Annotated in this window: 8 protein-coding genes; 6 read left to right on the forward strand and 2 right to left on the reverse strand. The window is 73.4% G+C overall.

Features of this window, described 5'->3' with window-relative positions; all coding sequences use genetic code 11:
* Positions 1 to 103 precede the first annotated feature (103 nt).
* The gene (locus LN251_RS09910; protein WP_458244075.1) at positions 104 to 1,342 is read right to left on the reverse strand and encodes a serine/threonine-protein kinase; all 1,239 of its coding nucleotides are present in this window, start codon (positions 1,340 to 1,342) and stop codon (positions 104 to 106) included.
* A 183-nt stretch (positions 1,343 to 1,525) separates the two neighbouring features.
* A complete protein-coding gene (locus LN251_RS09915; protein ID WP_458244076.1) occupies positions 1,526 to 3,169 on the reverse strand; it encodes a protein kinase domain-containing protein in 1,644 nt (547 codons plus the stop codon).
* A gap of 405 nt (positions 3,170 to 3,574) precedes the next feature.
* On the opposite strand from LN251_RS09915, the gene LN251_RS09920 reads away from it, so the two are divergent.
* The 6 genes from LN251_RS09920 to LN251_RS09945 all read left to right on the forward strand — a co-directional run bounded on the left by LN251_RS09920 (position 3,575) and on the right by LN251_RS09945 (position 15,810).
* Positions 3,575 to 7,342: an FHA domain-containing protein gene (locus LN251_RS09920; protein WP_458244077.1), complete on the forward strand. Its 3,768-nt coding sequence runs from the start codon at positions 3,575 to 3,577 to the stop codon at positions 7,340 to 7,342.
* Between the two features lie 161 nt (positions 7,343 to 7,503).
* Entirely contained in the window at positions 7,504 to 8,880 is a 1,377-nt protein-coding gene (locus tag LN251_RS09925; RefSeq protein WP_458244078.1) for an ABC transporter substrate-binding protein, read from the forward strand.
* A 10-nt stretch (positions 8,881 to 8,890) separates the two neighbouring features.
* Positions 8,891 to 10,243 (forward strand): carbohydrate ABC transporter permease, encoded by a 1,353-nt coding sequence (locus LN251_RS09930; RefSeq protein ID WP_458244079.1) that lies wholly within the window; start codon positions 8,891 to 8,893, stop codon positions 10,241 to 10,243.
* Entirely contained in the window at positions 10,240 to 11,121 is an 882-nt protein-coding gene (locus LN251_RS09935; RefSeq protein ID WP_249840808.1) for a carbohydrate ABC transporter permease, read from the forward strand. The genes LN251_RS09930 and LN251_RS09935 overlap by 4 nt, the downstream gene beginning before the upstream one ends.
* 134 nt (positions 11,122 to 11,255) lie before the next feature.
* Positions 11,256 to 13,457 carry a bifunctional glycosyltransferase/CDP-glycerol:glycerophosphate glycerophosphotransferase gene (locus LN251_RS09940; protein WP_458244080.1) on the forward strand — a complete coding sequence of 734 codons (2,202 nt, stop codon included), beginning with the start codon at positions 11,256 to 11,258 and terminating at the stop codon, positions 13,455 to 13,457.
* A gap of 151 nt (positions 13,458 to 13,608) precedes the next feature.
* Positions 13,609 to 15,810, forward strand: coding sequence for a CDP-glycerol glycerophosphotransferase family protein (locus LN251_RS09945; RefSeq protein WP_458244081.1), 2,202 nt, complete (start codon positions 13,609 to 13,611; stop codon positions 15,808 to 15,810).
* Position 15,811 lies beyond the last annotated feature (1 nt).

The raw sequence follows: 15,811 nt of genomic DNA on the forward strand, positions 1-15,811 counted from the left end.
CGCGGGCAGTCGTGCCGCTGGGGCGGCACGGGTGGGCGCGGCGGCACCCCGCACGCGCGGTGGAGCGAACCGGCCCCGGCCCGGGACGACCGGGACGCGGAGGTCAGGGGGACGCCGGTGCCGAGTGCTTCGTGTCCTGCGGTGTCGCCCCCGCGCCGTCGTCGGAGGTCGCCCACCAGGTCCCGACCCCGACCGCCGCGACCAGCACCACCGCACCGGCCCCCAGGGCGATCCGCCTGCGCCGCGTCACCGCCCGGTGGCGGGCCGATCCCGGCCTCGGCGCCCCGGCGGCCCGGGGCACCCGGGCCGTCCCGCGGGCCCCGCCGGCCAGCTCGTCCGGCCCCGGCACCCGCATCGAGGTGTGGGTGTCCCGGTTGGAGTCGGCCGGCTTCGCGCCCGGCACCAGGGGCACCGCGCCGCGCCGCCGCACCGGCTCCCCGGACCGCACCGCCGCGGGCGCCTCCTCGGCCTCCTCCGCGGGCTCCACGTCCGGCTCGTCGACGTCCAGCGGCGGCATCCCGGCGATCAGCGGCAGCAGCTCGCGCAGCCGCGCGCCCAGCTCGGAGGCCCGCAGCCGGGAGGCCGGCGCCTTGGCAAGGCACTGGACGATCAGCTGCCACAGCTCGTCGGGGATGCCCGGCAGCGGGGCCACCGTCTCCGTGACGTGGCGGCGCAGCACCGCGCCGGGGTGTCCGCCGCCGAACGGGGTGAAGCCGGCCAGCAGCTCGTACAGGACGGTCGCGAGGGCGTAGATGTCGACCGCGGCCCGGGGCGGCAGGCCCTCGACGATCTCCGGGGCCAGGTAGTCCGGCGTGCCGATGATCTTCGTGGCGCGGGTCCGGCGGGGAGTGTCGATCAGCTTGGCCACGCCGAAGTCGGTCAGCAGGGCCGGGTGCGCGCCGCCCGGGCCCAGCGGGCCCTGCATGTCGAGGAGCACGTTCTCCGGCTTGACGTCGCGGTGCACGACCCCGGCGGCGTGGGCGGCCGCCAGCCCGTCCGCGACGTCGGCGACTATCGCGACCGCCGCCTCGGGGGCGAGCCGCCGCTCGCGGTCGAGGCGGGTGCGCAGATCGGTGCCCCGGACCAGGTCCATGACCAGCGCGAGGTCGTTGCCGTCCACGACCAGGTCGCGGACGGAGACGATGTGCGGGTGCTCCAGCCCCAGCAGGGCCGTGCGCTCCTGTACGAAGCGTCCGACGAGCTCCTGGTCGGAGGCGAGATCCTCGCGCAGCAACTTGATGGCGACGGGCCCTTCCGGTCCCTCGCCCAGCCACACCGTGCCGGCGCTGCCCCGCCCCAGGATCTGGTGCGCGGTGTAACGGCTGCCGATCTTCCGTCCCAAGACTGCTCCTACCGACGCGTGTGAGTCGCTGCTGCGTCATTCCGGGGGACGCCCCCCGGACCCCCGGCCGACAGGCCAGGACTTCCAGCCGACAAAACTACGCGCCGGACGAGCCAACCTTCACCGCGGAGACGGAAATCACCCGCCGGATGTCGACAAGTCACCAAACTGGCGAGCCGTGGATCAGTTGCCGCCGGATTTGCTGCTCAGATCGCCGATCCAGCCGCTGACGTTGTCGTACAGGTGCTTGAGCTCGGAGAAGTAGCCCCGGCCCGTGCCGATCCAGTGCTGCAGCGGGGTGAGTTCCCAGACCAGCCACGCGGCGACGAACAGGATGACGACCATGAACAGACAGCCCTTGAGGCAGCCGAGGCCGGGGATCTTCATCCGGTTGGGGCTCGGCTGGCGGGGCTGCCGGGGCTCACGGACGGGCCGCTGCGGCTCCGGCGCGGGCGCGTACCGCTGGGGCTGGTGGTGCTGCGGCGGGGCGTACTGCTGGGGCTGCTGCTGCGGATAGCCGTACCCCTGCTGCTGCCCGCGCTGCGGCGGCCGCTGCTGCTGGGGGCGGGGCTGCTGCTGCGGCCGGGCGACCTGGCGTTGCGGGCGCCGGCGCAGCGGGTCCTCGTTCGGGTCGAGGTACTGCACCTGGGTCTGCTCGTTGCGGTCGCGGGCGGCGCGCAGCTGGTTCTGCCACGGGTGCGGCTGCTCGGGCTGCTGCCCCTGGGGCACCGGCGGCATGACCGCGGTCGGGTCGGCGGCCCCGGTGTTCGGCAGTACGGCGGTGGGGTCGGCGGCGCCGACGGGGCCCGGGCGGCCGGTGGTCGGCATGACGTTCGTCGCGGCGTTCGGGTCGAAGCCGCCCCCGGTGTGCGGGAGGACCTGCGTGGGGTCGGCGGAGCCGGGGACCGCGGCCGGGGCCGGGTCGGGGGCCAGCAGGACGGCGACGTTGTCCGCGGCGGCGATCTGCGCGGAGTTGGCGTGCACGCCGATGCCCTCGGCGACCACGCGCAGAGCGCGGGCGAGGTTCTCGGCGCTGGGGCGTTCGTCCGGGTTCTTGCGCAGGCAGCGCTCGATGACCGTCCACAGCGGGTCGGGGACCGTGGAGGGGCGGCGCGGCTCGGCGCTGAGATGCTGGTGGAGGACTTCGAGCGCGGAGCCGCCGTTGAACGGCGGACGCCCGGTGACCAGCTCGTACAGCAGGATGCCGGCGCCGTAGATGTCGACGGCGGAGGTCTGCGGGCGGCCCTCGGCGGACTCCGGCGCCACGTACGCGGGCGTGCCGACGAACTCGTGGGTGCGGGTCAGCCCCGGGGAGTCGGCCAGACGGGCGATGCCGAAGTCGGTGAGCATCGGGTGCATCTGGCCGCCGTTCTGCGCGAGCAGCACGTTGGCCGGCTTCAGGTCGCGGTGGACGACGCCGTCGACGTGGCTGGCGGCGAGCGCGTCGGCGATCTGGGCGGTCAGCAGGGCGGCGCCGACGGGGCTGAAGGGGCCGTTCTCCCGCAGGTAGCGGTGCAGGTCGGGGCCCTCGACGAGGTCCATGACGAGCGCCAGCAGATCGCCCTCCACCACCAGGTCGCGGACCCGGACGATGTTCGGGTGGGTCAGGCGCAGCAGGACGGAACGCTCTCTGAGGAACCGCATCACGATGTCGGCGTCGTTCGCGAGCTCCTCCTTGAGGACCTTGATCGCGACCGTCTCGCCGGGCTGACCGGGCACGGCCGCCTCGGCCCCCGCGGTCTCTCGCTGGCGGGCTCGCCAGACGGTGCCCGTGGCGCCGCGTCCGAGCGGCTCCTCGAGCAGGTACTTGCTGCCTACCGGCCGCACGTCATGCGCTCCCTGCTTGCTTGCCTGTGTTCCGGTCCACTCTAGTGCCGCCGCGCCGGGCGGCATCCTGTCCGCTTTCTGTGGCTTGCGCCGCGCGTCGATCTCCGCGCCGTTCCGTGCGCCGTCTGTGCCTCTTACGTTCCGGTTCCCGTCCTTGTTCGAAGGAAAGACGCTCGCTCCGGTCGGCCGGTTGCCCGTGGCCGGACGTGACCGATCTCAACTGATCGCCGACGCGCCGACGGTCAGGCACTTTTAGGGGCAGAGCTGACCAATCAAGATCACTTGGGACCGGGGCATGGGCGTGTTGTCGGTGGCAGGTGCGAGGATGCCTCCAGTACTGGCCGACGTGCTCGTGTGGGGTGGGGGGATTCCGCGCCGCCCGCGCAGAAGGGACCGCTGACGGCGATGCAGATCCGGCTGACCGTCGTAGACCCGCTGGGCCCGCCCGAGAAGGCGCGGGGCCGCGCAGCGAGCCGCGACGTGCTGGTCACGGCGCCCGCCGGCACGGCCCTGGCCACGGTGGCCTCGGCACTGGCCTCCGCGGTCTCCGGGGACGCCGGCGCCGCTTCCGGAGGCGGCGCGGTCGTGCTGTACGCGGGCGCGCAGCGGCTCGACGACCAGCGGTGCACGCTGGGCGAGCCGCCGCTGATCGACGGAGCCGTGCTGTCCCTGGGCGCCCCCGCCGAGCCGGAGCCGCACCCCGAGCTCGACGACGCCCCGACCCAGCTGCACGTCGTCTCGGGCCCGGACGCGGGCGGCGTCCACCTCCTGCACGGCGGCGAGATCCGCATCGGCCGCTCCGCCGACGCCGACGTCCCGCTCGACGACCCGGACGTCTCCCGCCTGCACTGCGCGGTGACGGTGGCCGCCGACGGCCGCGTCTCGGTCGCCGACCTCGGCTCCACGAACGGCACCACCCTGGACGGCACCCGGCTGACCACCCGCCCGGTCCGCTTCACCCCGGGCGCCCTGCTCCGCGTCGGCGAGTCGGCCCTGCGCCTGTCCCCGGCCGGCGGTCCGGGGGCACGGATGCGGACGGTCGCCGACGGTGAGGGCTGCGTGCGGGTCCCCGCCAGGGGGGAGGCGGGGGAAGCGCGGCCCGACACGGGTCCGGTCGCACCGGCCGCGTCGGCCGCGGAGGCCCGGGTGACGGTTCCGTCCGCGGGCCGGGACGGGCTCACGGCCGTTCCGCACGCGCGTGCGGCCGACGGCGAGGACCCGTCAGTGACACCGCACGCCCCGGGGCGCCCTTCCGCCGAACCGCCGGTCGTGCCGGGGCAGGGCCGAGCGCCCCGGATCGAGAACCGGGGTGACGCGGCGGGCGACACGCACGCGGGACGCTCCGGCGCCCTGGCGTGGAACGCCTCCGTCACCGGGCCCGACCCGCACGCCCCCGCGCCCGACGAGGCGTCTTCCGGTGCACGCGCCCGCGGGGCCGCCGACGAGGAGAGCATGGTCCCGGGCCCCGGAACCGGCCGTCGCAAGGGCACCCCCCTGCGGGGCACGGACGTCCCCCCGGGCGTGCGCAGGCGCGGCGGCCTGTCCTCGTGGGCGCGGAAGCTGGCCGGCGGACGCGCGGAGCAGACCTCGACCGCGCCCGAGGCGTACGGCGCCCCGGACTCCGTTTCCCCGGCCGCGGGGCCCGTCCCGTACGCCGGTTCCCAGCTCCCGGAGACCTGGCCGGACCCGGCCGCCCTGCTGCTGACGGCGCTCGGACCGGGCCCCCGGCTCTGGGAGCGCGGCCCCGGGCACCCGGAGGCGCTCACGGTTCGGCTCGGCACGGCGGACCGGCCCGCCCTCGACGGCTCCGGCCTGCTGCCCGCGGTGCCGGTGACGGCGAACCTGCGCGAGGCCGGGGCGCTGGGCCTGGCCGGCCCGCGCGACCGGCTGGCCGGACTGGCGCGCGCGGTGCTCGCCCAGCTCGCGGCCCTGCACTCGCCCGAGACCCTGGAGATCGTGCTGATCAGCGCGGACCGCTCCCGCTCCGTGGAGGAGCGCACGGCGGAGTGGTCCTGGCTCGGCTGGCTCCCCCACCTGCGCCCCGCCCACGCCCAGGACTGCCGCCTCCTGCTGGCCTACGACCGCGAACAGGCGACGGCCCGCACGGAGGAACTGCTGCGCCGGCTGGAGGACCAGCAGGCGGAGACGGCGAACGGAACAGGCATACCGACCGGCACGCGGGCCCCTGTCCCCGGCACCGCGACCGCCGGCACTCCGCAGCCGAACGGCTCGACAGCGCCGTACACGACCGGCCTCGACGGCCCGAGCGGCGCCCGGCTGGCGGACGGGCCGGCCGGTGACGAGCGTCGCGCCCCGGCCCGTGGGGCCCTGCACAGGCCCTCCTGGGCCCGGGACGACGACGGTGCCGACGGACCGGAGGGCTTCCCGGGGCCGTACACGGTGGTCGTCGTGGACGGCGACCCCGGTGGCCTCGACGTGCGGGAGGCGGTGGCGCGGCTCGCGGTGGAGGGACCCGACGCCGGGATCCACCTCGTGTGCCTCGCGGAGACGGCCCCCGCCTCCCCGGCCTCGCCGCTGGCGGAGACGTACGAGGCGGCCTGCGAGGCGGCGCCGACCTTCCGGGAGTGCGGCGCGGTGGCGCTGCTGAGCGGCGACGTGGCGACGGCGCTGCGGCTGATACGGGTGGCACGGGCCGCCACGCCACCCGGAAGCGCCACCGGCACCGCAGAGGCCCCCCGCCCGGCTGCCGGCACCGGCGCCGGCACCAGCACCAGCACCAGCACCAGCACCAGCAGCAGCAGCAGCAGCAGCAGCCGGGGCATCCCCACCGCCGCTGCCACCGCCACCGCCCTCCCCTCCAACTCCCCCACGCCACCCGCCACATCCGCCGCGTCCGGCGCCCACCCCCCGCACACCGGCCTCATAGCCCCCGGCACCGTCGCCGCCGTCGACGCCGTCTCGGCGGCCTGGGCCGAGCGGTTCGCACGGGCGCTGGCGCCGCTCAGGCCCGACGGCTCCGGTGCCGACCGGCAGCCGAGGGTGTCCGTGCCGCTGCCCCAAACGGCGCGGCTGCTGGACGAGTTGGGTCTCGCCAGAGCCACCCCGGCGTCGCTCATGGCGCGTTGGGCGGCCGCGGCGGACGACCCCGGCTCGCTCGGCGGACGGGCCTGCGCCGTGCTCGGCGCCGGACCGCGCGGCCCGGTCGGCGCGGACCTCGCCGCCGACGGACCGCACCTGCTGATCGAGGGCCCGGCAGGCAGCGGCCGTACGGAGCTGCTGCGGGCCGTGGTCGCCTCACTCGCCGCGGCCGAGCGCCCCGACCGCCTCGGCATCGTCCTGGTGGACGGCCGGGACGGCGTGGGCACCGCAGCGGGGGGTCATGGCGAGGGCCTGCGCGTGTGCACGGACGTCCCGCACGTCACGACCCACCTGACCGCCAACGACCCGGTGCGGATGCGGGAGTTCGCCCAGTCGCTGAGCGCAGAGCTGAAGCGCAGGGCGGAGCTGCTGGGCCGTTCCGACTTCGCCGAGTGGCACACGGGCCGTGCACTGTCGGGCCGGATGGTGTCCCAGCGGTCCACGGCGGCGCGCGGCGCTTCGGCCTCCGGCGCGGCCGGCGCCGGGGATCTGGACAGCCCGCCCAGTTCGACGATGCGGCTGCGTCCGGCGGCGTCCCGCCGGCAGACGGAGGCGGCACCGCCGCTGCCCCGACTCGTGGTGGTCGTCGACGACCTGGACGCCCTGGTCTCCCCGGCGCTCGGCTCCCCCGGCCGCCCGGCGGCGGGTTCGGTCGTGCGGGCGCTGGAGGCGGTGGCCCGCGAGGGCGAGCGGCTCGGCGTCCATCTGGTCGCCGCGGCGGGCCCGGGCGGCCGTACGGCGGAGTCGGAACCGGCACGGCTGGCGACCGTACGGGTCACTCTGGAACCGCCGGGTTCCGGCCCGGAGGAGCCGTCGCCGGGCCGCGGCCGGCTGACCGCGGCGGACGGCCGGACGACTCCGTTCCAGGGCGGCCGCGTCACGGGCCGCATCCCGCGAACGGCCACCCTGCGCCCCACCGTCGTCCCGCTGGACTGGCAGCGCATGGGCGACCCGCCGGCCCGCCGTCCCGTACGGGAACTGGGCAACGGCCCGACGGACCTGGCCCTGCTGGCGAGCGCGCTGGAGCGGGCGGCCCGCGAGGTCTCGGCGGCGGAGGTGCCGTCGCTGCTGTAGCGGGCGGCCGCATCCGCTCATCACCTCATGCCCAGTCACGACGTGGTCACGATCCTGGAGTTGACACGGGACGCGTACTTGCCGACCCCATCCCTCAGGCGTAGACCAGATCACACGGGACAGCGCTCGACGTTCGACGAGAACCGAAGAACGGGGCAGTGATGCGCAGCACGAGCAGCAAGAACCGCACACTCAGGGCCGCCAAACCGGCGGCCGCTCTCCTCGCGGCCGCTCTCACACTCGCGTTGGCGGGCTGTGGCGGCAGCGACAACAAGAGCGGCGGCGGAGGAGGAGGCTCGGAGAGCAGCAGTGGCCTGAAGCTCCCCAAGCTCAACGGTCAGACCCTGGAGGTCGCCGCCGTCTGGACCGGCGCGGAGCAGGCCAACTTCATGAAGGTCATGGACGAGTTCAAGAAGCGCACCGGCGCGAAAATCAACTTCGTCCCCACCGGAAACAACACCTCCACCTTCCTCGGTACCAAGATCCAGGGCGGCAAGCCGCCGGACGTCGCGTTCCTGCCCCAGGTGGGCGTGCTGCACCAGTTCGCGGACAAGGGCTGGCTCAAGCCGCTCGGAGCGGACGCCAAGGCCCAGCTGACGAAGAACTTCTCCAAGGGCTGGGTGGATCTGGGCGGTTGGAAGGGCACCCAGTACGGCGTCTACGCCAAGGCCGCCAACAAGTCCCTGGTCTGGTACAACACCGCGGCCTTCGACGCGGCGGGCATCAAGGACACCCCGAAGACCTGGAAGGACTTCCTGACCACCGCGCAGACGCTGTCCGACGCCGGGTCCCCGGCCGTCTCGATCGGCGGCGCGGACGGCTGGACGCTCACCGACTGGTTCGAGAACGTCTATCTTTCGCAGGCCGGTCCGGACAAGTACGACCAGCTGGCCGCGCACAAGATCAAGTGGACGGACCCGTCCGTCAAGCAGGCCCTGACCACGCTCGCCCAGCTGTGGGGCAAGAACGACCTGATCGCGGGCGGCACCAAGGGCGCGCTGAACACGGAGTTCCCGAAGTCGGTCACCCAGACCTTCTCCGGTTCCACCCCGGCCGGCATGGTCTTCGAGGGCGACTTCGTGGCCGCGAACATCAACGGCGACACGAAGGCGAAGCTGGGCACGGACGCCAAGGTGTTCCCGTTCCCGGCGGTCGGCTCGCAGGCCCCCGTGGTCAGCGGCGGTGACGTCGCCGTGGCGCTGAAGAGCGGCACCGGCGCGCAGGCGCTGCTCACGTTCCTGGCCTCGACGGACGCGGCGGAGATCTGGGCGGCGCAGGGCGGCATCCTGTCGCCGAACAAGGAGATGGACATGTCCCAGTACAAGGACGCCATCACCAAGCAGATCGCCCAGCAACTGCTCGCGGCCGGCGACAACTTCCGCTTCGACATGTCCGACCAGGCCCCGGCGGCCTTCGGCGGCACGGCGGGCACCGGCGAGTGGAAGGACCTGCAGGACTTCCTGCGCAACCCGAAGGACGTCGCCGGCGCCCAGCAGAAGCTGGAGGCCGACGCGGCCAAGGCGTACGGCTCGAGCTGACGGTCCGGCGATGACGTCAGTGGCGAGCACGACGGAGGGCGCCGGCGCGCTGCCGACGCCCTCCGCCGAACCGCGCAAGAGCGTCACGGGCACACGGCTGTGGGTGGCGGCGCTGTTCCTGCTGCCCGCGCTCGTGCTGCTCGGGGCGCTCGTGGTCTACCCGATCGGGTACTCGGTCTGGCGCAGCCTCTACGACGCCGACGGGTCGGGCTTCGTCGGGCTGAAGAACTACGGCGACATCTTCTCCAACGACGCCACGCTGACCGCCGTACGCAACACGGCGATCTGGGTGGCGGTCGCACCCGCGGTCGTCACCGCGCTCGGCCTGATCTTCGCGGTGCTGACCGAACGGGTGCGTTTCGGTACGGCGTTCAAGCTGATCGTCTTCATGCCGATGGCGATCTCGATGCTGGCGGCCGGAATCATCTTCCGCCTGGTCTACGAGCAGGACCCGAACCTCGGCGCCGCCAACGCGGTCGCCAAGTCCGTCCACGACACCTTCGTCTCGTCGTCCGTCTACCCCAACGCCCGTCCGAACGCGGCCGTCAGCGATCTCAAGCCTTCCGGCGGCGGCTCGTTCACCAGCACCGGCACCGTGCACGCGGGCACCCCCGCACTGCTCCCCCTGGTCGGCATCGCCCCCACCAAGCTGCCCGGCACCCCGGAGAACGCGAAGACGCCGTCCGGCTCCGGCATCACCGGCACCGTCTGGCTGGACTTCAAGCTGGGCGGCGGCGGCACCAAGGGCAAGGTCGACCCCGGTGAGAAGGCGCTGAAGGGCGTGAAGGTGGAGGCGGTGAAGGGCGGCAATGTGGTCGCCTCCGCCAAGAGCGGCGCGGACGGCACCTTCACCCTCCCCGCGAAGGCGGAGGGGGCCCAACTGCGGCTGCCCGCCTCGAACTTCTCCGCGCCCTACAACGGCATCGACTGGCTGGGCCCGACCCTCGTCACCCCGGCCATCATCGGCTCGTACGTGTGGATGTGGGCGGGCTTCGCGATGGTGTTGATCGCGGCGGGCCTGGCGGGCGTGGACCGCAACCTGATCGAGGCGGCGCGGGTCGACGGCGCCAACGAGTGGCAGGTGTTCCGGCGGATCACCGTGCCGCTGCTCGCGCCGGTCCTGGCCGTCGTCCTCATCACGTTGATGATCAACGTGATGAAGATCTTCGACCTGGTCTACATCATCGCCCCGCAGCCCAGTCAGGACGACGCCAACGTCCTGGCCCTGCAGCTGTTCCTGTCGTCGTTCGGCGGCGGCGGCAACGAGGGCGTCGGCAGCGCGATCGGCGTGATCCTGCTGCTGCTCGTGCTGCCCGTGATGATCGTGAACATCAGGCGCCTGCGAAGGGAGCGGCAGCGGTGACGACCCTCGACACGACCGTGCGCGCCAAGCGCTCCTTCGCCGCGAAGGTGGCGAGCGGGGCGGGGGGCGGCGTCCTGCGCGTCGTCCTCGTGCTGGTCGCGGTGTTCTGGCTGGTGCCGACCTTCGGCCTGCTGGTCTCCTCCTTCCGCGATCCGACCGACATCGCCACCTCGGGCTGGTGGAAGGTGTTCGGCGCGCCCGGTCAGCTGACCGCCAAGAGCTACAAGTCGCTCCTGGAGAACGACGCGATCACCCACTCGCTGTTCAACACCATCTGGATCACGGTCCCGGCGACGCTGCTGGTGGTGCTCTTCGGCGCGATGGCCGGATACGCCTTCGCCTGGATGGACTTCAAGGGCCGCGACTGGTGGTTCCTGGTCGTGGTGGCGCTGCTCGTGGTGCCCGTCCAGGTGGCGCTGATCCCGCTCGCCGACCTCTTCGGCAAGATCGGGATCTTCGGCGACATCATCGGCGTGGTCCTCTTCCACGTGGGTTTCGGCCTGCCGTTCGCCATCTTCCTGCTCAGGAACTTCTTCGCGGAGATCCCCCGCGAACTGCTGGAGGCGGCACGGCTGGACGGCGCCGGTGAGACCCGGCTGTTCCTCACCGTCGTCCTCCCGCTGGGCGCCCCGGCGATCGCCTCGCTGGGCATCTTCCAGTTCCTGTGGGTGTGGAACGACATGCTGGTCGCGCTGGTCTTCTCCGACTCGCAGTCGCAGCCGCTGACGGTCGCCCTGCAGCAGCAGGTACGGCAGTTCGGCAACAACATCGACGTGCTCGCGCCCGGCGCGTTCATCTCGATGGTGATCCCGCTCGTCGTGTTCTTCGCGTTCCAGCGGCAGTTCGTGTCCGGTGTGATGGCGGGTGCCGTCAAGTAGCCGGAAGCGCACCGTAGGTGGGGACATCCGTTCGCCGGGTGTCCCCCTTATGCCGTACGAAGCCGTAACCAAGTCACTCCATCGGCCGTTCCCGGGCAAGGCCCCGTCGTCCGCGCCGACCCCATGGATGTGCCTTGCCCAGGTTCAGTGTCATCGTCCCCGTGTACAAGGTTCAGGCGTACGTGAGCGAATGCCTGGAATCGGTGCTGACGCAGTCGTGGCCGGATCTGGAGCTGATCGTGGTCGACGACTGCTCACCGGACGGATCGGGCGCGATCGTCGAGGAGTTCGCGTCCCGGGACCCGCGCGTGCGCCCCCTGCACCTGCCCGAGAACCGGGGCCTGGGCGGCGCCCGCAACGCCGGCATGGAGCAGGCGAAGGGCGACTACCTGGTGTTCCTGGACGGCGACGACACCCTCACCCCGCACGCCCTGCGCGCGATCGCCGACCGCCTGAAGGAGACCGGCGAGCCGGACGTCCTGGTCTACGACTACGCGCGCACCTACTGGTCGGGCGAGACCGTCCGCAACGTCGTCTCCGTCCAGCTCGCCGAGCAGGGCCCCGCGCCGTTCCGTCTGGAGGACCGCCCGGGCCTGCTGCACCTGCTGATGGTGGCCTGGAACAAGGCCTACCGGCGGGAGTTCGTCGAGCGCGAGGGCTTCGCCTTCCCGCCCGGCTACTACGAGGACACCCCGTGGACGTTCCCGGTCCTGATGGCCGCCGAGTCGATCAGCACCCTCGACCGGGTCTGCGTCCACTACCGCCAGCGCCGCCAGGGCAACATCCTCTCCACCACCAGCCGTAAGCACTTCGACGTCTTCGAGCAGTACGACCGGGTCTTCGCGTACGTCGAGGCACGGCCCGAACTGGCGCGCTGGCGGCCGGTGTTGTTCCGCCGCATGGTCGACCACCTGACGAAGATCTTCGCCCGCCGCGACCGCCTGCCGCGCGGTTCGCGCGCCGAGTTCCTGCGCAGAGCCCGCGCCCACTACCGCCGCTACCGCGTCCCCGGCTCCCCCGTGCCGTTCAGCTCCCGGCTGCGCCACGCCCTGATCCGCTGGGGCATGCACCGTACCTACCGCGCCCTGCAGTCGGCCGCGGCCGCCCGCCGCCGCACGCTCAAGCTGACCGTCAAGCTCGTCCGCGCCCTGCGGACCGGTGCCCTGCGGCTGCACTACCGCGTCCAGCTCCGCCTCCCCCTGCGCGCCGACCGCGCCGTCTTCGCCGCCTGCGAGGGCCGGGGAAGCGGCGGCAATCCGGGCGCCCTGGCGGAGGCGTTCCGCGCGGTCGCGCCGCACATCCGTACGGCCTGGCTGCCCCGGCCCGACACGGCCGCCTACTGGTCGGCCCTGGCCCGCTCCACGTACCTCGTCAGCGACACCGAGTTCGAACCCCGCCTGGTCAAGCGCTCCGGCCAGGTGCTGATCCAGACCCAACAGGGCACGCCGCTGGGGCACATGGGCCTCGATCTCCAGGAACGCCCGGCAGCGGCACGGGACATGGACTTCGAGCGGCTGCTCGAGGGCGTGGACCGGTGGGACTACGTCCTGTCGGGCAACCGCCACTCCACCCTCGTCTTCGAGCGCGTCCACCCGGGCACGTACACCACCCTCGAATACGGCCTGCCCCGCAACGACCGGTTTCAGAGGGCCACCTCGGCCGATGTCACGCGCGTGCGCGAGTCCCTCGGCATCCCCGACGACACCGTCGCGCTGCTGTACACGCCCGTCCATCGCGACTACCGCCGCACCCAGGACTCACCTCTCGACCTGGAGCGCGTCCTGCGCCGCCTGGGCCCCCGCTACGTCGTCCTGACCCGCCCGCAGGGCCCCGTGCCGCGGGACACCCGGATCATCGACGTCACCGGCCATCCGAGCGTCGAGGAACTCGCCCTCGCCTCGGACGCGTTGATCACCGACTACGCGCCCCTGATGTTCGACTACGCCAACCTCGACCGCCCGATCGTCCTGCACGCCCCCGACTGGGAGGCGTACGAGGCGGCCCGCGGCACCTACTTCGACGTGCGCGCCTTCCCGCCGGGCGCGGTCGCCCGCAGCGAGGACGAGCTGATCGACGTCTTCGCCACCGGCCACTGGTGCGGCTCCCGCTCCACCCAGCTGCGCACCGCGTTCCGCGAGCGCTTCTGCCCGTACGACGACGGGCGCGCCGGCGAACGGGTGGTGCGCCACGTCGTGCTGGGCGAGCGGGGCCTGCCGCCGGTCGTCCCGCTCGCCGACCGCCACCCCGTCCCGTCGGCCGCCGCGGCCCGCACGCACGCGCCGCAGGCCACCGTGCCGCAACCCACCGGCCACCTGACCGTCACCGACAGCCTCTGAACGCCGTTCTCACTCCGGGGAGTTCGCATGCCCTCCAGCCCGTCGCGGCCCACGCCGAGCCGGCCGTCCACCTGGCGTCCCGCGGGGCGGCCCGGCCGCCTCGGCTGAGGCCCGCCCGCGGCTCCCGCCGACTCTCAAGAGAAAGAGCAGAATGCCCCGCTTCAGCATCATCGTTCCGTCCCATGGGGTGGCGGGCCGGCTGTCCCAGGCGCTGGACTCCGCCCTCGCACAGTCCTACGGCGACTTCGAGCTGATCCCGGTCTGCGACGGGCCCGACGCGCCCGCGGCGGACGTCGCCGCCGGGTACGCCGAGCGGGACACCCGCGTGGTCCCCGTGCAATCGCCCCCGTCGGCAGGTCTCGCCGGGGCGCGCAACGCCGGTGCGCGGGCGGCGACGGGCACGTATCTGCTGTTCCTCGACGCCGACGACGTCCTGGTGCCGGGCGCGCTGGCCGCGCTGGACGCCCGCCTCGCGGAGACCGGCGACGTCGACGTGCTGTACACCGAGCACGAGCGCGTCCCCTGGTGGGAGGGCGAGCCGACCAACCCGGCCGCCCTGCTGCTGCCGAAGACCCCCGAGGGCGCCTTCGCCCCCGACCAGGTCCCCCAGCTGACCGGAGTACAGCTCCCGGCGTGGAGCGCGGCCTACCGTCGCGCCTTCCTCACCGGCCACCGGATCCACTTCCCCGACGGCCACTTCACGGACGTCGGCTTCGGCGGTCTGGTCGCCCTGCGGGCGGAGAAGGCGGCGGTGCTGCGCGAGGTCGTGGTCCGGCATCTGCTGCGGCGGCAGGGCAGCCGGCTGAGCCAGCCGGGCGAGCACCACCTCCAGCTGCTCGACCAGGTCGAGCTGGTCCTCACCCGCGCCGCCGAACTCGGCCTGCACGGGGAGCGGACGGTGCCCCTGTTCGACCACCTCTTCACCGCGGTGCTGAAGACGGCCGCCCACCCCCGGCGCCTGACGACCGGGCGCCGAGCCTTCTTCCGCCGGGCGAGCAGGCTCTACCGCCGGCACCGCCCGGCCGGTTTCCGCACCCCGGCCGGCAGCCTCGGCGTCCAGCACCGGCTGCTGGCGAGCGGCGCCCACACGGCGTTCCGTGCCCTGCGGAGCGCCAATCATGCGGCCGTGAGCATCCTGGAGGCCGTGCCGCGCCCGCAGGGTCTGCGCACCCGGCTGCGCTACCGTCGCGCCCTGCGCCGCCCGATCGATCCGAACCTGGCGGTGTACTGCGCCTATTGGGGGCGCGGGTACGCGTGCAACCCGGCCGCGATCCACGCCAAGGCCCGCGAACTCGCCCCGCACCTGCGCTCGGTGTTCCTGGTCGAGCCGGACCAGGCGCACACCGTGCCGGAGGACATCGAGTACGCGGTGATCGGCAGCGCGAAGTACTGGGACGTGCTGGCCCGCGCCAAGTACTTGGTCAACAACGCCAACTTCGCCGACGCCGTCGTCAAGCGCGAGGGCAGCGTGCACCTGTCCACCCAGCACGGCACCCCGCTGAAGATGATGGGCGTCGACCAGGCCGCGTACCCCGTGGTGGCCGCGGCGACCGGCAGCTTCGCCAAGCTGCTGGCCCGCGTCGACCGCTGGGACTACAACCTCACCTCCAACCGCCACTCGACCGAGATGTGGGAGCGGGCCTTCCCGGCCGCGCACGAGACACTCGAGTACGGCTATCCGCGCAACGACGTCTACTACACGGCGACCGCCGACGACGTCGCCCGGGTCCGGCGGGAGCTGGGCGTCCCGGAGGGCAAGACGGCCGTCCTGTACGCGCCCACCCACCGCGACTACCACACCGGTTTCGATACCGGGCTGGACCTGGAGGCCTTCTGCGAGGAGGCCGGCGAGGACGTCGTCGTCCTGCTGCGCGCCCACTACTTCTACGACCAGGGCAGGGCGAGGAACACCGGCCGGATCATCGACGTCACCGCGCACCGCTCCTCCGAGGACGTGTGCCTGGCCGCGGACGCCCTGATCACCGACTACTCCTCGATCATGTTCGACTACGCCAACCTGGACCGGCCGATGGTCGTGTACGTCGACGACTGGGACGTCTACCGCGAGACCCGGGGCGTCTACTTCGATCTGATGGAGCTGCCTCCGGGCCCGGTGGCCCGCACGCCCGAGGAGCTGGCGCGCGTCTTCCGCGACGGCTCCTGGGCGGGGCCGGAGTCCGCCGCGGCGCGGGCCGCGTTCCGGGAGCGGTTCTGCCAGTTCGACGACGGGCGCGCCAGCGAGCGGGTGGTGCGCCGGGTGCTGCTGGGCCAGCCACCGGAAGCGATCCCGCCGGTGATCCCCCTGGCCGAGCGCCTGCCCGCCCCCGCCGCGACGACCCTCGCAAGGAGCTGAC

The organism is Streptomyces sp. MAI_2237, from assembly GCF_054189285.1.

Excerpts from the sequence above, each read along its gene's own strand:
- LN251_RS09920 (WP_458244077.1), top strand. The coding sequence starts at position 3,575 with ATGCAGATCCGGCTGACCGTCGTAGACCCGCTGGGCCCGCCCGAGAAG.
- LN251_RS09925 (WP_458244078.1), top strand. The coding sequence starts at position 7,504 with ATGCGCAGCACGAGCAGCAAGAACCGCACACTCAGGGCCGCCAAACCG.
- LN251_RS09930 (WP_458244079.1), top strand. The coding sequence starts at position 8,891 with ATGACGTCAGTGGCGAGCACGACGGAGGGCGCCGGCGCGCTGCCGACG.
- LN251_RS09945 (WP_458244081.1), top strand. The coding sequence starts at position 13,609 with ATGCCCCGCTTCAGCATCATCGTTCCGTCCCATGGGGTGGCGGGCCGG.